General features: G+C 73.8%; 15 protein-coding genes. 8 read left to right on the top strand and 7 right to left on the bottom strand.

Translation table 11 applies throughout. The features are described from left to right. Positions 1-90 precede the first annotated feature (90 nt). The 5 genes from ABZ573_RS10420 to serA all read left to right on the top strand — a co-directional run bounded on the left by ABZ573_RS10420 (position 91) and on the right by serA (position 8,117). Complete coding sequence (locus tag ABZ573_RS10420) at positions 91-2,433, top strand: bifunctional diguanylate cyclase/phosphodiesterase (protein WP_358117298.1); 2,343 nt, start codon at positions 91-93, stop codon at positions 2,431-2,433. 268 nt (positions 2,434-2,701) lie between these two features. After that, positions 2,702-4,588 carry an acetolactate synthase large subunit gene (locus ABZ573_RS10415; protein ID WP_151455721.1) on the top strand — a complete coding sequence of 629 codons (1,887 nt, stop codon included), beginning with the start codon at positions 2,702-2,704 and terminating at the stop codon, positions 4,586-4,588. Continuing rightward, positions 4,588-5,103 (top strand): acetolactate synthase small subunit, encoded by a 516-nt coding sequence (gene ilvN, locus ABZ573_RS10410; RefSeq protein WP_089001623.1) that lies wholly within the window; start codon positions 4,588-4,590, stop codon positions 5,101-5,103. The genes ABZ573_RS10415 and ilvN overlap by 1 nt, the downstream gene beginning before the upstream one ends. Positions 5,104-5,230: 127 nt before the next feature. Then, on the top strand, positions 5,231-6,244 hold the full coding sequence (gene ilvC, locus ABZ573_RS10405; protein ID WP_151455720.1) for a ketol-acid reductoisomerase: 1,014 nt from the start codon (positions 5,231-5,233) through the stop codon (positions 6,242-6,244). Between the two features lie 274 nt (positions 6,245-6,518). After that, positions 6,519-8,117: a phosphoglycerate dehydrogenase gene (serA, locus tag ABZ573_RS10400; RefSeq protein WP_151455719.1), complete on the top strand. Its 1,599-nt coding sequence runs from the start codon at positions 6,519-6,521 to the stop codon at positions 8,115-8,117. A gap of 63 nt (positions 8,118-8,180) precedes the next feature. On the opposite strand, the gene ABZ573_RS10395 is transcribed toward serA, so the two are convergent. After that, on the bottom strand, positions 8,181-8,537 hold the full coding sequence (locus ABZ573_RS10395) for a hypothetical protein (RefSeq protein WP_327030737.1): 357 nt from the start codon (positions 8,535-8,537) through the stop codon (positions 8,181-8,183). Between the two features lie 321 nt (positions 8,538-8,858). Continuing rightward, positions 8,859-9,704 (bottom strand): FAD:protein FMN transferase, encoded by an 846-nt coding sequence (locus ABZ573_RS10390; protein ID WP_358117293.1) that lies wholly within the window; start codon positions 9,702-9,704, stop codon positions 8,859-8,861. A gap of 223 nt (positions 9,705-9,927) precedes the next feature. Between ABZ573_RS10390 and ABZ573_RS10385 the strand changes: the two genes are divergently transcribed. Together ABZ573_RS10385 and ABZ573_RS10380 are read left to right on the top strand one after the other, a co-directional pair. After that, the gene (locus tag ABZ573_RS10385; protein ID WP_151455716.1) at positions 9,928-10,959 is read left to right on the top strand and encodes a 3-isopropylmalate dehydrogenase; all 1,032 of its coding nucleotides are present in this window, start codon (positions 9,928-9,930) and stop codon (positions 10,957-10,959) included. Between the two features lie 223 nt (positions 10,960-11,182). Further along, positions 11,183-12,280, top strand: a complete 1,098-nt coding sequence (locus ABZ573_RS10380; protein ID WP_358117289.1) for a branched-chain amino acid aminotransferase — start codon at positions 11,183-11,185, stop codon at positions 12,278-12,280. Between the two features lie 74 nt (positions 12,281-12,354). Here the strand turns inward: ABZ573_RS10380 and ABZ573_RS10375 are convergent, their stop codons facing one another. The 4 genes from ABZ573_RS10375 to ABZ573_RS10360 form a co-directional block, all read right to left on the bottom strand. After that, the gene (locus tag ABZ573_RS10375; protein WP_358117286.1) at positions 12,355-13,092 is read right to left on the bottom strand and encodes a tyrosine-protein phosphatase; all 738 of its coding nucleotides are present in this window, start codon (positions 13,090-13,092) and stop codon (positions 12,355-12,357) included. Between the two features lie 56 nt (positions 13,093-13,148). Then, positions 13,149-13,607 (bottom strand): PRC-barrel domain containing protein, encoded by a 459-nt coding sequence (locus ABZ573_RS10370; RefSeq protein ID WP_121396159.1) that lies wholly within the window; start codon positions 13,605-13,607, stop codon positions 13,149-13,151. 215 nt (positions 13,608-13,822) lie between these two features. Further along, a complete protein-coding gene (locus ABZ573_RS10365) occupies positions 13,823-14,353 on the bottom strand; it encodes a carboxymuconolactone decarboxylase family protein (RefSeq protein WP_132232570.1) in 531 nt (176 codons plus the stop codon). A 2-nt stretch (positions 14,354-14,355) separates the two neighbouring features. After that, the gene (locus ABZ573_RS10360; protein WP_151455713.1) at positions 14,356-14,916 is read right to left on the bottom strand and encodes a peroxiredoxin; all 561 of its coding nucleotides are present in this window, start codon (positions 14,914-14,916) and stop codon (positions 14,356-14,358) included. 338 nt (positions 14,917-15,254) lie between these two features. Between ABZ573_RS10360 and cimA the strand changes: the two genes are divergently transcribed. After that, entirely contained in the window at positions 15,255-16,835 is a 1,581-nt protein-coding gene (gene cimA / locus ABZ573_RS10355; RefSeq protein WP_327030743.1) for a citramalate synthase, read from the top strand. A gap of 36 nt (positions 16,836-16,871) precedes the next feature. Here cimA and ABZ573_RS10350 read toward each other — a convergent pair whose 3' ends face one another. Continuing rightward, positions 16,872-17,861: an endonuclease/exonuclease/phosphatase family protein gene (locus tag ABZ573_RS10350; RefSeq protein WP_358117348.1), complete on the bottom strand. Its 990-nt coding sequence runs from the start codon at positions 17,859-17,861 to the stop codon at positions 16,872-16,874. Positions 17,862-17,882: the final 21 nt, after the last annotated feature.

Below are 17,882 nucleotides of genomic sequence, written 5' to 3'. Positions count from 1 at the left end.
CGCGGGGACGGCCGGCTGCCGTGCGCGACGTGTCCCAAAGGTTGCACACCCGGCCCCCCACGCCGCGCGCACATCCGGCACAGTTGGGACGTGCAGTTCCCCCCGGGCATGGTCGCGGTCGCGGTGCTGTGCGGGCTGGTCGCCGCGGCGGCCACCGCGCTGTCGGCCGTCGGCGCCCGGCGCAGCGCCGGGCCGCACCGGCAGGCGTACGCGCTGCTCGCCGCCGCGTCCGGGGTGGCGCTGGTCACCCTGCTGGTCGGGGTGGCCGTGGCGCTCTCCACCGCCGGGCACGCGGGGCACGCCCCGGACGGGCACACCGGCTGGGCCGGCGTCGTGTCGATCGGCACGGCGACCAGCGGGCTGCTCTTCTCCGCCGGACTGCTCCGGCTGCCCGGCGTGGCCGCCGCGGCGGCGGCCACCGTCCGGCTGGCGCTCGACGGCCTGGTGATGGCGACGGCGTTCTGGTTCGTCGGCTGGGTGGTCTTCTCCGAGCCCACCCGGCTGCTCGGCGACGCCACCCCGGTGGCCTGCGTGCCGATCCTGCTCGCCACGGTCAGCGCGGTCCTGACCGCCGGGCTCGCCCTGATCGTGGCCTTCCGCGCCCCGCCGCCGCGCGGTCGCGCCGCCTGGGTCGGCGCCGGGGCCACCGCCGTGACCTGCGGCGGGCTCGGCATCGCCACCGGCCTCTGCCAGGCCGGGCCGGGCATGGCGCTGGTCGGGGCGGGAGTGCTCGCCGCCGGCCTGGTCGCCGCCGCGTCGGCCGCCCGCCGGCCGGACGCGGCGGACCGGCCGCCGCCCGACCTGATCCGCCGCGACGGCGCGTACGCGTTCGTCCCGATGTTCGCCATGGCCGCCTCGGCGATGTACCACCTGCTCCAGGACGGCCGGTTCGACGCGCTCGGCATCGTCGCCGGCAGCGTGGAGGGCTTCGCCCTGGTGACCCGCCAGTACCTCACGCTGCACGACGTGCGCGGCTACGCCCGGCGGCTGGCCGAGCGGGAGGCGCACTTCCGCGAGCTGGCACACACCGACCAGCTGACCGCGCTGGCCAACCGGCGGGGGCTGTTGCAGGCGCTGCACCGGTGCGCCGAGGCCGGCGCCCCCTGCGTGCTGCTCGGGCTCGACCTCGACGGCTTCAAGCACGTCAACGACATGCGCGGCCACGACGTGGGCGACGCGGTGCTGGCCGAGGTCGGCGAGCGGCTGCGCGCCAACCTGCGCCCCGGCGACGTGGCAGCCCGGCTCGGCGGCGACGAGTTCGCGGTGCTGATGCACGGCCAGCCCGCCGACGCGGACCGGGTCGCCGAGCGTCTGCTCGGGGTGCTCGGGCGCGCCTACGACCAGCCGGAGGGGCCGGTCTTCCTGTCGGTGAGCATCGGGGTGGCCGGCTGGACGGGCGAGCCCGACGTGGAGCTGCTGCTGCGCCACGCCGACCTGGCGCTGCGCTACGCCAAGCAGCGCGGCAAGAACCGGATCGAGCGCTACGACGCCGCGTACGACCAGCTGCTGCGCCGACGTACCACGCTGGAGCACGAGCTGCGCGGCGCGATCGAGCGCGACGAGCTGCGCCTGGTGTTCCAGCCGGTCGCCTCGTTGCCCTCGGTGCGCCCGGTCGGCGCGGAGGCGCTGCTGCGCTGGCGTCACCCGGTGCTGGGCAAGGTCGGCCCGGACGAGTTCATCCCGCTGGCCGAGGAGTGCGGGATGATCGCCAAGCTGGGCGCCTGGGTGCTGCACCAGGCGTGCCACCAGCTCTCCCGCTGGCTGGCCGACGGCCACGACGTCTGGGTCTCGGTCAACGTGTCCCCCCGCGAGCTGCACGCCCCGGAGTACGTGGTCCAGGTCGCCGAGGCGCTGCGCGCCCACCGGGTGCCGCCGCAGCGGCTGGTGCTGGAGGTCACCGAGCACGCCGTCGCGACGGACCTGGACGAGCTGATCCGGCGGCTGACGGCGCTGCGGCTGACGGGTGTCCGGATCGCGCTGGACGACTTCGGCGCCGGGTACTCCTCGCTGGGCCAGCTGCGCCGCCTGCCGATCGACATCCTCAAGATCGACCACGGGCTGGTCGCGGAGCACGAGCCGGTGCGTCCGGTGGGCCGGGACGGCCCGGCGTTCGCGCCGATGGTCGACATCGTCATGCGCCTCGGCCACCAGCTCGGTCTGGAGGTCATCGCCGAGGGGGTGACCACGCCGACGGAGCTGGCCGCCGTGGTCGCCGCCGGCTGCCGGTTCGGCCAGGGGGCGCTCTTCGGCTGGGGCGTGCCGGCCGAGCACCTGGAGGCGATGCTGGAGGCGGCCACGTCCCCGGGGGCCCGCCCGGCCCCGACGCCCGCCCCGGCCGGCCCGCCCGCGGCGCCGCCGCCCCGGCGGCTGCCGACGCTGCCCGCCACGCGCCCCTCCGGGCCGGGGTCCGCGCAGGTGGAGCAGGGTTCCTAGCGCCCCGGATGGGTGAAACCCGGCGGTCCGTGAACCAACATGTGGGATCAGTTGACTCATCGCGTGAGATGCGTCAGGCTTGCCGCATGTCGTCGTACCGGTCGCTGCGAGTACTTACCTGAGCGCACTCTCCACGTCGAGAGTGCGCTGGCCCCGTGCAACCTGCACGAGGGCTTTTTTGTTGCCGTCGGACCCATCGACGCCGGGCGTCGCCCCGCGTCACCCGCTCGAACAGCCGCACCCACTCCAGCCGAAGGCCTGAACCGCCATGACGAGACCCACGCCAGAGACACTCGCCCACTCCGCCCGGCGGGCCCGCACGGTCGCCGAGCCCGCGAGCGACGCCGAGCACGCCGGCGCCGCCCGCACCGCGGCCACCCCGGCCGTCCCGGGGGTACGCACACCCGCTCCGGCCCAGGTCAGCGGCGCCGGTTCGCTCGTGCGGTCCCTCGAGGCGCTCGGCGTCGACGTCGTCTTCGGCATCCCGGGCGGCGCCATCCTGCCGGCGTACGACCCGCTCTACGACTCCACCGTCCGGCACATCCTGGTCCGCCACGAGCAGGGCGCCGGGCACGCGGCCACGGGCTACGCCCAGGCGACCGGCCGGGTGGGGGTCTGCATGGCCACCTCCGGCCCCGGCGCGACGAACCTGGTCACCCCGATCGCCGACGCGTACATGGACTCGGTGCCGATCGTGGCCATCACCGGTCAGGTCGCGCGGCCCTCGATCGGCACGGACGCCTTCCAGGAGGCGGACATCCAGGGCATCACCCTGCCGGTCACCAAGCACAACTTCCTGGTGCAGGAGGCCGAGGAGATCCCCCGGGTGCTGGCCGAGGCGTTCCACCTGGCCGCCACCGGCCGGCCCGGGCCGGTCCTGGTCGACATCCCCAAGGACGTCCTCCAGGCGCCCACCACCTTCACCTGGCCGCCGACGCTGGACCTGCCCGGCTACCGCCCGACCCTGCACCCGCACGGCAAGCAGATCCGCGAGGCGGCCCGGCTGATGGCCACCGCCCGGCGCCCGGTGCTCTACATCGGTGGCGGCGTGCTGAAGGCCGGCGCCACGGAGGGGCTGCGCCGGCTGGCCGAGCAGACCGGGATCCCGGTGGTCACCACGCTGATGGCCCTCGGCGCGTTCCCCGACTCGCACCCGCAGCACCTGGGCATGCCCGGCATGCACGGCACGGTCTCCGCGGTCTACGGCCTGCAGAAGGCCGACCTGATCGTGGCCCTGGGCGCCCGCTTCGACGACCGGGTCACCGGCAAGCTGGACTCGTTCGCCCCGGACGCGGCGGTGGTGCACGCCGACATCGACCCGGCCGAGATCGGCAAGAACCGGCACGCGGACGTCCCGATCGTCGGCGACGCCCGGCACGTCATCGACGAGCTGATCGCGGCGGTGACCAACGAGCAGGCGGCCGGCCGGCGTGCCGATCTCGCCGACTGGTGGACCCAGCTCGACGACCTGCGCAAGCGGTACCCGCTGGGCTACGAGGAGCCGGCCGACGGCACCCTCTCTCCGCAGTACGTGATCAAGCGGCTCGGCGAGCTCGTCGGCCCGGATGCGATCTACGTCGCGGGTGTCGGCCAGCACCAGATGTGGGCCTCGCAGTTCATCTCCTACGAGAAGCCGTACACCTGGTTGAACTCCGGCGGCCTCGGCACGATGGGCTACGCGGTGCCGGCGGCGATGGGCGCCAAGGTCGGCAAGCCCGACACGGTGGTGTGGGCGATCGACGGCGACGGCTGCTTCCAGATGACCAACCAGGAGCTGGCCACCTGCGCGCTGGAGGGCATCCCGGTCAAGATCGCCGTGATCAACAACGGCAACCTCGGCATGGTGCGGCAGTGGCAGACCCTCTTCTACGGGGAGCGCTACTCCAACACCGACCTCGGCACCCACAAGCACCGCATCCCCGACTTCCTGAAGCTCGCGGAGGCCCTCGGCTGCGTGGGCCTGCGCTGCGAGAACGCCGAGGACGTCGACGCGACCATCGCCGCCGCGATGGCCATCGACGACGCACCGGTGGTCATCGACTTCGTCGTCGGCAAGGACGCCATGGTGTGGCCGATGGTCGCCGCCGGCACCAGCAACGACGAGATCATGTTCGCCCGGGGCGTCCGCCCGGCCTTCGACGAGGATGACATCTGATGACCATGCACACCCTGAGCGTCCTGGTGGAGAACAAGCCGGGCGTCCTGGCCCGGGTCTCCGGACTGTTCTCCCGGCGCGGCTTCAACATCGACAGTCTCGCCGTCGGGGAGACCGAGAACCCGGACGTCTCGCGGATCACCATCGTGGTCAACGCCGAGTCGTCCCCGCTGGAGCAGGTCACCAAGCAGCTCAACAAGCTGGTCAACGTGCTCAAGATCGTCGAGCTGGACCCGCAGGTCTCGGTCGCCCGGGAGCTGCTCCTGGTCAAGGTGCGCGCCGACCGCGCCGCCCGGGCCCAGGTGCTGGAGACGGTGGGCCTGTTCCGGGCCCGGGTGGTCGACGTGGCGCCGGACACGCTGACCATCGAGGCCACCGGCACCCCGGACAAGCTCGACGCGCTGCTGCGCGACCTCGAACCGTTCGGGATCAAGGAGATGGTCCAGTCCGGGCTGGTGGCGATCGGGCGCGGCTCGCGCTCCATCACCGCCGGACCCTCGCTCCGGGCCGCCTGACCCCGACCCGGCCGGCGCCCCGCGCCGGCCGGGACCGCCCGACCAGTGCCGGCGCGTAGCGCCGCCTGGGACCGACACCGCACAGATCCACGACGGGCCGCCCGGGCCGCCGTACGAAAGGGAAATCATGAGCGTTGAGGTGTACTACGACGACGATGCCGACCTGGGCCTGATCCAGGGCCGCAAGGTGGCGGTGATCGGGTACGGCAGCCAGGGCCACGCCCACGCGCTGTCGCTGCGCGACTCCGGGGTCGACGTGGTGATCGGTCTGCCGGAGGCCTCCAAGAGCCGGGCCAAGGCCGAGGAGCAGGGCCTGCGGGTGCTCACGCCGGCCGACGCGGCGGCCGAGGCCGACGTCATCATGATCCTCGCGCCGGACACCGCCCAGCGCAGCATCTACGCCGAGTCGATCGCGCCGAACCTGGCCCCGGGCAAGGCGCTCTTCTTCGGCCACGGCTTCAACATCCGCTACGGCCTGATCAAGCCGCCGGCCGACGTCGACGTGGCGATGGTCGCGCCGAAGGGTCCGGGCCACCTGGTCCGCCGTCAGTACGCCGACGGCAAGGGCGTGCCCTGCCTGGTCGCCGTCGAGCAGGACGCCAGCGGCAGCGCCCTCGCGCTGGCCCTGTCGTACGCCAAGGGCATCGGCGGCACCCGGGCCGGCGTCATCCGGACCACCTTCACCGAGGAGACCGAGACCGACCTCTTCGGCGAGCAGGCGGTGCTCTGCGGCGGCGCGGCGGCGCTCGTGCAGACCGGCTTCGAGGTGCTCACCGAGGCGGGCTACGCCCCCGAGGTGGCCTACTTCGAGTGCCTGCACGAGCTGAAGCTGATCGTCGACCTCATGTACGAGGGCGGCATCGCGAAGATGCGCTACAGCATCTCCGACACGGCCGAGTACGGCGACCTCTCCCGCGGCCCGCGCGTCATCGACGCCCGGGTCAAGGAGGAGATGCGCAAGATCCTCAGCGAGGTCCAGTCCGGCGAGTTCGCCCGGGAGTGGGTGGCCGAGGACGAGGCCGGCCGGCCCAACTTCAGCAAGTGGCAGGCCGAGGGCGCGGCGCACCCGATCGAGGAGACCGGCAGCAAGCTGCGCGGCATGATGAGCTGGGTCGACCGCCCGATCACCGAGACCGCCTGACGCACACCCCCGGCGGCCCGGCCCGGGCGCTCTCCCCGGCGCCCGGACCGGGCCGCTTTCTGTGCGCACCGCCACGCCGCGCGTCGTTCACCGGCGCGTCGTCACCCGTTGTGAGGGCACTCACCCCGTAGTCCGGGACATGCCGGCCGGCCGGCCCCCTACGATCGCGGGGTAGGTGCGTAGCCGGCACCTGACGGCCATGGCCCGGATCAGCGCAGGGCGCAGCGCGGCGTCCCGCAGCCCGGCCCACCTCTGACGACAACTACGAGGACCAATGACTCCTGTCGTACTGATCGCCGAAGAACTCGCCCCCGCCGCCATCGAGGTGCTCGCCCACGACTTCGACGTCCGTCACGTCGACGGCACCGACCGTCCGGCCCTGCTCTCGGCGCTCTCCGAGGCCGACGCCGTCATCGTGCGCAGTGCCACCCAGATCGACGCCGAGGCGATCGCCGCCGCGCCCCGGCTGAAGGTCGTCGCCCGGGCGGGCGTGGGTCTGGACAACGTCGAGGTGCCGGCCGCCACCGCGCGGGGCGTCATGGTCGTCAACGCTCCCACCTCCAACATCGTCTCCGCCGCCGAGCAGGCCCTCGCGCTGCTGCTCGCCGTGGCCCGCAACACCGCCAGCGCCAGCGCGGCGCTGAAGGCGGGGGAGTGGAAGCGGTCGAAGTACACCGGCGTCGAGATCCAGGGCAAGACCGTCGGCGTGGTCGGCCTCGGCCGCATCGGCGTGCTCTTCGCCCAGCGGATCGCCGCCTTCGGCACCCGGCTGATCGCGTACGACCCCTACATCCAGCCGGCCCGCGCGGCCCAGCTCGGCGTCCGCCTGGTGGGCCTGGAGGAGCTGCTGCGGGAGAGCGACTTCATCTCGATCCACCTGCCGAAGACCCCCGAGACCGTCGGTCTGATCGGTGAGAAGGAGCTGGCCGTCGTCAAGCCCGGCGTCCGGATCGTCAACGCCGCCCGGGGCGGGCTCGTCGACGAGCAGGCCCTGGCCGACGCGATCGCCGAGGGCCGGGTCGCCGGCGCGGGCGTGGACGTCTACGCCAAGGAGCCCTGCACCTCCTCGCCGCTGTTCGCGTTCGACAACGTGGTCGCCACCCCGCACCTGGGCGCCTCCACCGGCGAGGCGCAGGACAAGGCCGGCCTGGCCGTGGCCAAGAGCGTGAAGCTGGCGTTGCAGGGCGAGTTCGTGCCGGACGCCGTGAACGTGCAGGCCGGCGGCGTGGTCGCCGAGGACGTGCGGCCGCTGCTGCCGCTGGCCGAGAAGCTCGGCCGGGCCTTCACCGCCGTCGCGGGCGGGGTGGCCGCCAGCGTCACCGTCGAGGTGCGCGGCGAGATCGTCAACCACGACGTGTCGGTGCTGAAGCTCGCCGCCACCAAGGGGCTGTTCAGCTCGGTGGTCGAGGAGCAGGTCACCTACGTCAACGCGCCGCACCTGGCCGCCGAGCGCGGCGTCGAGGTCACGCTGGTCGCCCAGTCCGACGCGGTCGACCACCCCAGCCTGGTGACCGTCCGCGGCGCGCTGCCCGACGGCCGTACGGTCAGCGTCTCCGGCACGGTGACCACCGCCGGCGGCCGCGACGTCCTCAAGCTCACCGAGGTCGACGGCTTCGATGTGGAGATCGGCGCGGAGGGCATCCTGGTCTTCCTGCGCTACGTCGACCGCCCGGGCGTGGTCGGCACGGTCGGGACGCTGCTCGGCGAGGCCGGCGTCAACATCGCGGCGATGCAGGTGGCCCGCCGCGAGGCCGGCGGCGAGACCCTGATGACCCTCACGGTCGACCAGGCGCTCGGCGCGGACCTGCTCACCTCGGCGGCGGAGTCGATCGGCGCGGTCGCGGCCAGCGCGGCGGACCTGCGCGACGAGTGACCTGAGCGCACGACAGCGGGGGCCCGGCGATCCGCCGGGCCCCTCGTCGTGTCCGGGGAATGGTCAGCCGGGCAGGCGGGCCGGCGGCGGGTAGACCGAGCCGTCCTGTGCGTCGAAGAGCATCAGGTCGTACGCGCCGGCCAGCCGTTCGATGTCGAGCAGCACCTGGTCCTCGCAGGTCGGGTGCAGGTTCAGCTCGATGTGGTCGCTGGCCGCGTGCAGCGGCGCCACCGCCCACGGGGTGCCGGGGCCGGCCGGCCGGTCCGGATAGCTGCCGGTGATGGCGCGGTAGAACGCCACCACCCGCGGGTCCGGGTACCGGTCGACGTGCTGTCCCTGCCGGCACCGCAGCACCGCCGCCCGCACGTCCTCGGGTGTCGCCCCGTCCGCCAGGGCCCACACGCTCAGGTCGAAACTCACGGCGGACAGCGTGCCATCCGCCGTTCGCCGCGTCGAAATCGGCCCGCCGGCCCGGATCGGCACGCTCCAGTCACGACGGTCCGCTGTGGAGACCCTTGCGTTGAGTTGCGTCGATTCGCTAGCGTATCGGTGCGGTCACTGGCCGAGCTCGCGGCGTGGGCCCGTCTTCGGGTGACGAGGTCGACGTCGGGCCGACCGGCCCGCACCCCTCGATTGCGCGAGCCACGCGCACTCGTCGCTGACCGGCCCTCACGGTCGTTGCCGAGACCGTGGGGGCCGATCGCGCGTCCGGCCCACTCGCCGGGCCGACGCGGGACCGGCTCAGCGGCGGTGGGCGAAGAGCACGCGGTAGTCCGACCCGTCGCGGAACCAGTCCAGGCCGGCCGGCCCGGCGGCGTAGAGCGCGGTGGCGTAGGCGTCGGCGACGGCGAGGTCCGGCCCGACGACCGTCGCGGCGGCCAGCTGGTCGGCGGGCTCCCCGGTGTGCGGGTCCACCACGTGCCCCTGCCGGCCGCTCACGCCAGAGGTGCCGACCGCGCCCGCGGTCATCTCCAGCACGAGCGGCGCCCGGTGCTGGTCCGTCGGGTGGTGCACCGCCACCCGCCACGGGCCGCCGTGCGCCGCGTGCCCGCGGACGACCAGGTCGGCGCCGCTGAGCACGGCGTAGTCGTGGATGCCGGCGGCGCGCAGCCGGGCGGCGGCCCGCTCCACCGCCCACCCGCCGAGCAGGCCGCCGGGGTCGAAGCCGCCGGGCACCGCCCAGGCGTCGAACCAGCCGTCGGTGGCGGCCCGCATCGCCGCGCAGCGGTCCACCAGGTCGGCCAGCGGCGGGTACGAGTCGGGGCTGATCTCGCCCCGGCGCAGCCGGGAGACCAGGCTCTCCGGCCGGGTCGGGCCGTAGGTGAGGTCGATGGCCCGCAGTTCCGCCACCGCGTCCCGCAGCGCCTCCCCGACACCGCGACGGCCCAGCCACTCGGGGGCGTTGAGCAGCAGCGAGTATTCCGCCGTGGAGGTCCGCACGGCGTGCTGGACGGCGATGCGGTCCTCGCCGACGGCGCCGGGCCGGTCCACGCGGTGACTGCGGGCGCCCAGCCGCAGGTCCGGCCGGCGCGGCTGGAAGGCCGACTGGTCCACCCATCGGGTCCGTGGCTGCTGGTCGATCCGCATGACGTTGCTCCCTCGCTGACGCCGGCCGCGTCCTCGCGGCCTCCGTCACGGGCCCCCGTTGACCCGCTCGTCATCACGCTAGGCAGCGGAGATGACCCCCCCATGAATGCCACCTGGGAGGATCCTGTGCATCCTCCTTTCCCGCATTCTGGAAGGTCCGTACCGGGAGGCGGGACGGCGGCGTACGGTCGGACGAAACGGCGAGGCGAGGGAGCACAGGGACGTGGCACGGATCGCGGTGGTGGCCGGGGACGGGATCGGACCCGAGGTGGTCGCGCAGGCCCTGAAGGTCATCGACGCCGTGCTGCCGGGGGTGGACGCCACCGAGTACGACCTTGGCGCCGCCCGCTGGCACCGCACCGGCGAGGTGCTGCCCGACTCGGTGCTCACCGAGCTGGCCGGGCACGACGCGATCCTGCTCGGCGCGGTCGGCGACCCGACCGTGCCGCCGGGCGTGCTCGAGCGGGGCCTGCTGCTCAAGCTGCGCTTCGCCTTCGACCAGTACGTCAACCTGCGCCCGTCGCGGCTCTGGCCCGGCGTGGCCGGGCCGCTGGCGAGCGTCAAGCCCGGCGAGGTCGACCTGGTGGTCGTCCGCGAGGGCACCGAGGGCCTCTACGCCGGCGCCGGCGGCGCGCTGCACCGGGACACCCCGGCGGAGGTAGCCACCGAGGAGAGCCTGAACACCCGGCACGGCGTGGAGCGGGTGATCCGCGACGCCTTCGCCCGCGCCGCGCGCCGGGAGCGGCGCAAGGTCACCCTCGTGCACAAGACCAACGTGCTCACCCACGCCGGATCGTTGTGGGCGCGCGCGTTCGAGGCCGTGGCGGCCGAGCACCCCGACGTGACCACGGAGTACCAGCACGTCGACGCCGCCGCGATGTTCCTGGTCACCCAGCCGCAGCGCTACGACGTGGTGGTCACCGACAACCTGTTCGGCGACATCCTCACCGACATCGCCGCCGCGGTCACCGGCGGGATCGGGCTGGCCGCCAGCGGCTGCATCAACCCCGAGGGGGCGTACCCCTCGATGTTCGAGCCGGTACACGGCTCGGCGCCGGACATCGCCGGGCGCGGCGTGGCCGACCCGGTGGCGGCCGTACTCTCGGCGGCCCTGCTGCTCGACCAGCTCGGGCACGCCGACGCCGCCGCCCGGGTCACCGCGGCGGTGGGCGTGGAACTGGCCGGCCGGGCCTCGGGCGCGGCACTGCGCACCGAGGAGGTCGGCGACCGGCTGGCCGGGTACGCCACCTCCTGAGGCCGCCGGCCACCTACGCCGAGGTTCCGACGACGCCGCCCGGCCGCACCCCGGTCCGGCGGCGCTGCCCGGTCGCACCCCGGTCCGACGGCGCGCACCCGTCCGACGCTGCCGGTACGCCGGGCGGCGCTACCCGCTGAACGACCGTTCGGGGTAAGTTTCTCGCACCAGATTTCTCGGCATGCGGACCCGTGTGCCGTAGTCCCGCAGGGAGGTCAGCGCGATGAGCGGTGGTGACAAGCTCGACTTCGAGATCCGTCCGAATCCCGCGCCGGTATCCGTCGCAGACCGGGCCGCCCTGCTGGCCAACCCGGGGTTCGGGCGGGTCTTCACCGACCACATGGTCACCATCCGGTACGCCGACGGCAAGGGCTGGTACGACGCCCGGGTCGAGGCGCGGGCGCCGATCCCGATGGACCCGGCCGCCGCGGTGCTGCACTACGCGCAGGAGATCTTCGAAGGGCTGAAGGCCTACCGGACGGCCGACGGCGGGGTCACCATGTTCCGCCCGGAGGCCAACGCGGCCCGGTTCGCCGCCTCCGCCCGGCGCATGGCGATGCCGCCGCTGCCCGAGGAGACGTTCGTCGACTCGCTGCGTCAGCTCGTGGACGCCGACCAGGGCTGGATCCCCGAGGGCGAGGACGGCAGCCTCTACCTGCGGCCGTTCATGTTCGCCAGCGAGGTGTTCCTCGGCGTCCGGCCCGCCAACGAATACCTCTACGTGGTGATCGCCTCGCCGGTCGGCGCGTACTTCTCCGGCGGGGTGAAGCCGGTGACGGTCTGGGTCTCCCCGGACTACACCCGGGCCGCCCCGGGCGGCACCGGCGCCGCGAAGTGCGGCGGCAACTACGCCGCCTCGCTGGTGGCGCAGGCCGAGGCGATCGAGCACGGCTGCGACCAGGTGGTCTTCCTGGACGCGGTGGAGCGGCGCCACGTCGACGAGCTGGGCGGCATGAACGTGTTCTTCGTCTACGACGACGGCACCGTGGTCACCCCGCCGCTGACCGGCACGATCCTGCCCGGCATCACCCGGGAGTCGGTGCTCACCCTCGCCGCCGACGCCGGGCACCGGATCGAGGAGCGGCCGGTGAGCTTCGCCGACTGGCAGGCGGACGCCGCGAGCGGCCGGCTCCGCGAGGTGTTCGCCTGCGGCACCGCCGCGGTCGTCACCCCGATCGGGCAGGTGCGCTTCCCCGACGGCGAGTTCCTGGTGGGTGGCGGCGAGCCCGGGCGGGTCACGACGGCCCTGCGCCAGCAGCTCGTCGACCTTCAGCGGGGCAGGGCCGACGACCGGCACGGCTGGGTCCGCCGCATCCTCTGATCCGCCCCTGACGGCACCGTCCCCCGCCCCCGCGCCGCCCGGTGCGGGGGCGGCGCCGTCACGGGAGGGTGGGGTCAGGTCAGCAGGTGCTCGCGCAGCGCGGTGAGTTGGGCGTCGGTGACGCCAGCGTGGCGCAGGTAGCCCTCCACCGAGCCGTGGGCCTCCCGCAGCTCGGCGAGGAAGAGCGTCATGGCCTCGGCGGGGCAGGTCAGCACCGGCAGGGTGTGCCCCGCCCGCTGGCCGGTGGCCTCGAACCAGGCGCGGTACCGCTCGCCGGCCTCGGTGCTCAGGGCGTAGTCGGCGGCGATGTCGTCGTCGGCGACGCCGAGCACCGCGAGGGTGAGCCCGCAGACGATGCCCGTGCGGTCCTTGCCGGCGACGCAGTGCACGACCACGGGGGCGCTGGCGTCGTCGGCGATCAGCCCGATCGCCTCGGCGAGCCCGGCGGTGCCCGTCCCGGCGAGGTCGGCGTACCGGTCGGCCAGGTAGCGGGCCAGGTCGGTGCCGGGACGGTAGGGCCGCTCGCCCCACTCCGCGTGCTCCGGATGGATGTTGCGCCAGGTCAGGCCGTCGAAGTGGGGGACGCGGCCGTCACGCTCCACCTCGTACGGGCGGCGCAGGTCGATGACCGTGCGGACGCCGAGGGCGGCGAACGCCTCCCGGTCGGTGTCGTCGATGCGGTGCAGCGAGTCGGAACGGTAGAGCCGCCCCGGGCGCACCGTGCGACCGTCGTGGCCGACGTGGCCGCCCACGTCGCGGAAGTTGAACGTCGCGGAGAAGGGGATCCTGCGACCGACCTCGATGGAGTCCACGCTGACACGGTAACGGCCTCCCACGATCCGCGGGAGGCCGTCGCGCGCCGTGCCGGTCAGCGGGCGGTGCCGGGCGGGATGGCCGAGTACGTCTCGCCGTAGTAGCCGCCGAGGCGGTCCCGGTAGGTGGGGTCGGTGTCGGCGGTCTCGTCGTACTCCGGGGCGGCCTTGATCTGGTCCTTGCTCCGGTCGACGTACACCTTGCGCTCGTCGTGGTCGACGTGGTTGACGGTGCCGGCGGGGACCATGACCTTCCGGCCGAAGATCCACGGCCCGGTGTCCACCACGAGGTAGCTGTCGTTGACCTCGTGACTGGCGCTGTCGATCTTGCCGATGCCGCCGTCGGTGGCCTCGACCTTGTAGCCGACCAGGTCGGCGTCGGCGACCCTCGCGGTGTCGCGGTAGCGCCACGGGTCGAACGTGCCGGCCGGGGCGCCGCCGGCGAACTCGCCCTGGCCGCCGCCGCGCAGCGGGTCCGGGCTGCCGTGGGTGCTGTGCGGGTCGAGCCTGTCCATCTGACAACTCCTGCCCCGACTGTCGCCAGTCGTCTCGCCGGTCCGGGTGTCTCTCGTCTGCTCCCGAGGAGCTACCCGGGCCGTCCCCACCGGAAACGGCGGGGCGGACGCCGGGGACGACGCGGGGCGGACGCCGGAGCAAGACCCGGGGCCGGTGCCGGGGACGACGCAGGGCCGGCGCCGCATCGCGGCGCCGGCCCTGCGTGTCGTACCCGTCAGGCGAGCGCGGCCTGGGCGTCCAGGGTCACCGCGGCGGCGTGCACGACGGCGGCGATGCGCAGTCCCTCGTGCACCTGCTCGCGGCTGAAGCCCGCGTTGCGCAGGGTCTTCTCGTGCGACTCCAGGCACACCCCGCAGCCGGTGATCGCCGAGACCGCCAGGCACCAGAGCTCGAAGTCGGCCTTGTCCACGCCCGGCTTGGCGATGATCTGCATCCGCAGCCGCGCCGGGATCGACTGGTACTGCTCGTCGCCGATCAGGTGCTTGGCCCGGTAGTAGACGTTGTTCATCGCCATGATCGCGGCGGCGCCCTTGGCGGCCTCGACCGCCTCCGGCCCGAGGTGGGTGGCCGCCTCGGCCGCGATCTCGCGCAGCACCACCGGGTTGCGCGCCGCGACGGCACAGGCCAGGGCGGTGCCCCACGCCTGCTCCGGCTTCAGCGTGCTGGTGGCGATGGTGGAGCCGAGGTTGAGCTTGATGTCCTTGGCGTACTCGGGCAGAGCCGCCTTGACCGCGTCCAGACCCATGGTCAGGCCCCGGCGCCGGCGAGGAGCTTGGTGGCGTCCAGGGTGTCGCCGCCCTTGTTCCAGTTGCACGGGCAGAGCTCGTCGGTCTGGAGGGCGTCGAGCACCCGCAGCACCTCGGAGACGTTGCGGCCGACCGAGCCGGCGGTCACCATGACGAACTGGATCTCGTTGTCCGGGTCGACGATGAAGGTCGCCCGCTGGGCCACGCCGTCCTCGCCGAGCACGCCGCAGGCGGCGGTCAGCTCACGCTTGACGTCGCTCAGCATCGGGAACGGCAGCTCGCGCAGGTCCGGGTGGTCCTTGCGCCACGCGTAGTGGACGAACTCGTTGTCCACCGACACGCCGAGGACCTGAGCGTCCCGGTCGGCGAACTCCTCGTTCAGCCGGCCGAACTCCGCGATCTCGGTCGGGCAGACGAAGGTGAAGTCCTTCGGCCAGAAGAAGACGACGCGCCACTTCCCCTGGTGCGACTTGTGGTCGATCGACTCGAACGCCTTGTCGGCGTCCAGCGACACGCAGGCGGTGAGTTCGTACTCGGGGAAGCGGTCACCGACAGTGAGCACAGGTCCTCCTTGACAGCGGCACGAGGCCGGTAACTGGATCGGTTCCAGATACTTCCGCAGCTCCGTTTCCGCCGGTCGGCGGCCGGGTGACTTGTGAAGTCGATCACCGACGGCGGGTCGTGCCGGCGAGCCGGTCACCCGTGCGGTACCGGGACCCTCCGTCACCGTCCCGCCATGTGGATTACGCCTCCCAAAACCGGGTCCCAGATGGCAGAGTGGCGATCGTGACCAGCACCGACCTGATTATTCGCACCTAGCGCGCCGGCCTCCCCTCCGCCGAGCGCGCAGACCTCCCGCATCCGCGGGGGGTCTTTTTGTTGCTCCGAAAGGACTCCCTGATGACGTTCCAGGTGTACGACACCACGCTGCGCGACGGCGCCCAGCGCGAGGGGCTCAGTTACTCGGTGGTCGACAAGCTCGCGGTGGCCCGCCTGCTCGACGAGTTCGGGGTCGGCTTCATCGAGGGAGGCTGGCCGGGCGCCGTGCCGAAGGACACCGAGTTCTTCCGCCGGGCACGCGCCGAACTCGACCTGAAGCACGCGCTGCTGGTCGCGTTCGGGGCCACCCGCCGGGCCGGGGTGGCCGTCGGCGAGGACCCGCAGGTCCGTGGCCTGCTCGACGCGCAGACGCCGGCGATCGCCCTGGTCGCCAAGGCGGACCTGCGGCACGTCGAGCGGGCGCTGCGCACCACCGGGGCCGAGAACCTGGCGATGGTCCGCGACACGGTGGCGCACCTGGTGGCCGAGGGGCGCCGGGTCTTCGTCGACGGAGAGCACTTCTTCGACGGCTACCGGTCCGACCCGGCGTACACGGCCGCCGTCGTGGAGACCGCCCTCGCCGCCGGCGCCGAGCGGGTGGTGCTCTGCGACACCAACGGCGGGATGCTGCCCTCCCAGGTGACCGCCGCCATCGCCGACCTGACCGCGCGGCTCGGGGTCGGCCCGGAACTGCTCGGCATCCACTGCCAGAACGACACGGCCTGCGCGGTGGCCAACACCGTCGCCGCCGTGGAGGCGGGGGTACGCCACTTCCAGGGCACCGCCAACGGCTACGGCGAGCGCCCCGGCAACGCCGACATCTTCGCCGTGGTCGCCAACCTCCAGCTCAAGCTCGGGCTGCCCGTCCTACCGGAGGGCTGCCTGGGGCAGATGGTGCGGGTCTCCCACGCCATCGCCGAGATCGCCAACATCGCCCCCGACACCCACCAGGCGTACGTCGGGGCCGCGGCCTTCGCTCACAAGGCGGGGCTGCACGCGAGCGCGATCAAGGTGGATCCGCTGCTCTACAACCACGTGGACCCACAGGTGGTGGGCAACGACATGCGGATCCTCGTCACCGAGATGGCCGGCCGGGCCAGCGTCGAGCTCAAGAGCCGTGAACTCGGCCTGGACCTGGCCGGCCATCCGGAGGCGCTGTCGCGGGTCACCCGGCGGGTCAAGGAGCTGGAGGCCGACGGCTGGTCGTTCGAGGCCGCCGACGCGTCGTTCGAACTGCTGGTCCGCTCGGAGCTGGACACCGCCCCCGCCAGGCCGTTCGCGCTGGAGTCGTACCGGGTGCTGGTGGAGCACCGGGAGGACGGCGCGGTGGTCTCGGAGGCGACCGTCAAGATCCGCGTACGCGGGGAGCGGGTGATCGCCACCGCCGAGGGCAACGGCCCGGTCAACGCCCTGGACGAGGCGCTGCGGGTCGGGCTGGCCCGGCACTACCCGGAGCTGCGCGACTTCGAGCTGGCCGACTACAAGGTGCGGATCCTGGAGGGGACCCACGGCACCGGCGCGGTGACCCGGGTGCTGCTGGAGACGGTCGACGGCAGCAACCGCGACTGGACCACGGTCGGCGTGCACCCCAACGTGGTCGAGGCGTCCTGGCACGCCCTCGTCGACGCGCTCACCTACGGCCTCGACCGCGCCCGGGTCTGAGCCGCCCCGGCCCCCGCGCACCGGCAGCCGGGAGCCTCACCCGGCCGGGAGGCGCAGCTCGGCGAGGACGGCGCGGTGGTCGCTGCCCCGCACGGGGTGCACGGTGACCGCGCGCACCGCGATCCGCCGGTCGACCAGCACGTGGTCGATGGTCACCGGCGGGATCGGGTCCCCGTCGTACGGGCCCCAGGTGCCGACCAGGCCCGCGCCGGCCTGATCGGCGGCGTCGACGTAGCCGGTGTCCAGCAGGGCGCGCAGCGGGGCGTGGTCGAGGGTGGCGTTGAAGTCGCCGGCGAGGATCCGCAGCGGCCCGTCCGGGGTGGCGGGCGGCTGCGCCGCCAGGTCGGCGCGCCAGTGGCCGACCTGGTCCACCGCGTACGGGGCCGACGGGTGCGCCGACTCGACCCGGACCGCCGGCGCCCCGGGGACCGCCACCGTGCCGTAGGCCTGGTCGAAGCCCCAGCCGCCGCGGTTGTGCCGGACGCCACCGTCGCTGATCGGGAACCGCGCGTAGAGGCCGGAGCCGACGGTGCCGGTCTGCGGGTGGAGCTGTCGGTGGGGGAGCAGCCCGGGCAGGCCGAGCCGGTCCAGCTCCGCCTCGGCGTCCGGGGTGAACTCCTGCACGGCGAGCACGTCGACCCGGTGCCGCCGGACCAGGTCGACCAGCGCCCGCGCGTCGCCGGCCCCGGCGAGCAGGTTGGCGGTCAGCAGCCGCACCGTCGGCCCGCCGGCCGGGGGCTGGCCGGACGGCAGTGCCCGGGGCGCCACCACGGCCACCAGGGTCGCCGTGACCAGCGCCGCGACCACCGCGGGCCACCGGCGCCGCAGGGCGAGCGCGAGCACCAGCGGCAGGAGGCTCCCGGCGGCGGCGTACGGGGTGAAGGCGAGCAGTTGCACCAGCGGCCCCCGGTCGAGACCGCCCAGTCGTACCGCCGCCCAGGCGACCCCGGGCGCGACGGCGGCCCAGCAGAGCGCGGTGCGCAGCGGCGCCGTCCGGCGGCCCGTCGCCGGCCGCGCGGTCTCGATGATCACGGCCGGAGGATAGCG

Origin of the sequence: Micromonospora sp. NPDC007220 (assembly GCF_040634035.1) — a bacterium.
In the GTDB taxonomy this organism is placed as follows: Bacteria; Actinomycetota; Actinomycetes; order Mycobacteriales; family Micromonosporaceae; genus Micromonospora; species Micromonospora reichwaldensis.
Note: the sequence above shows the minus strand (reverse complement) of the source record. Positions and strands in the feature narration are given on the sequence as shown.

What these genes read in the sequence shown, in the direction of transcription:
- ABZ573_RS10415 (WP_151455721.1), top strand. Translation starts at nt 2,702, where the DNA reads ATGACGAGACCCACGCCAGAGACACTCGCCCACTCCGCCCGGCGGGCC.
- ilvN (WP_089001623.1), top strand. Translation starts at nt 4,588, where the DNA reads ATGACCATGCACACCCTGAGCGTCCTGGTGGAGAACAAGCCGGGCGTC.
- ilvC (WP_151455720.1), top strand. Translation starts at nt 5,231, where the DNA reads ATGAGCGTTGAGGTGTACTACGACGACGATGCCGACCTGGGCCTGATC.
- serA (WP_151455719.1), top strand. Translation starts at nt 6,519, where the DNA reads ATGACTCCTGTCGTACTGATCGCCGAAGAACTCGCCCCCGCCGCCATC.
- ABZ573_RS10390 (WP_358117293.1), bottom strand. Translation starts at nt 9,704, where the DNA reads ATGCGGATCGACCAGCAGCCACGGACCCGATGGGTGGACCAGTCGGCC.
- ABZ573_RS10380 (WP_358117289.1), top strand. Translation starts at nt 11,183, where the DNA reads ATGAGCGGTGGTGACAAGCTCGACTTCGAGATCCGTCCGAATCCCGCG.
- ABZ573_RS10370 (WP_121396159.1), bottom strand. Translation starts at nt 13,607, where the DNA reads ATGGACAGGCTCGACCCGCACAGCACCCACGGCAGCCCGGACCCGCTG.
- ABZ573_RS10365 (WP_132232570.1), bottom strand. Translation starts at nt 14,353, where the DNA reads ATGGGTCTGGACGCGGTCAAGGCGGCTCTGCCCGAGTACGCCAAGGAC.
- cimA (WP_327030743.1), top strand. Translation starts at nt 15,255, where the DNA reads ATGACGTTCCAGGTGTACGACACCACGCTGCGCGACGGCGCCCAGCGC.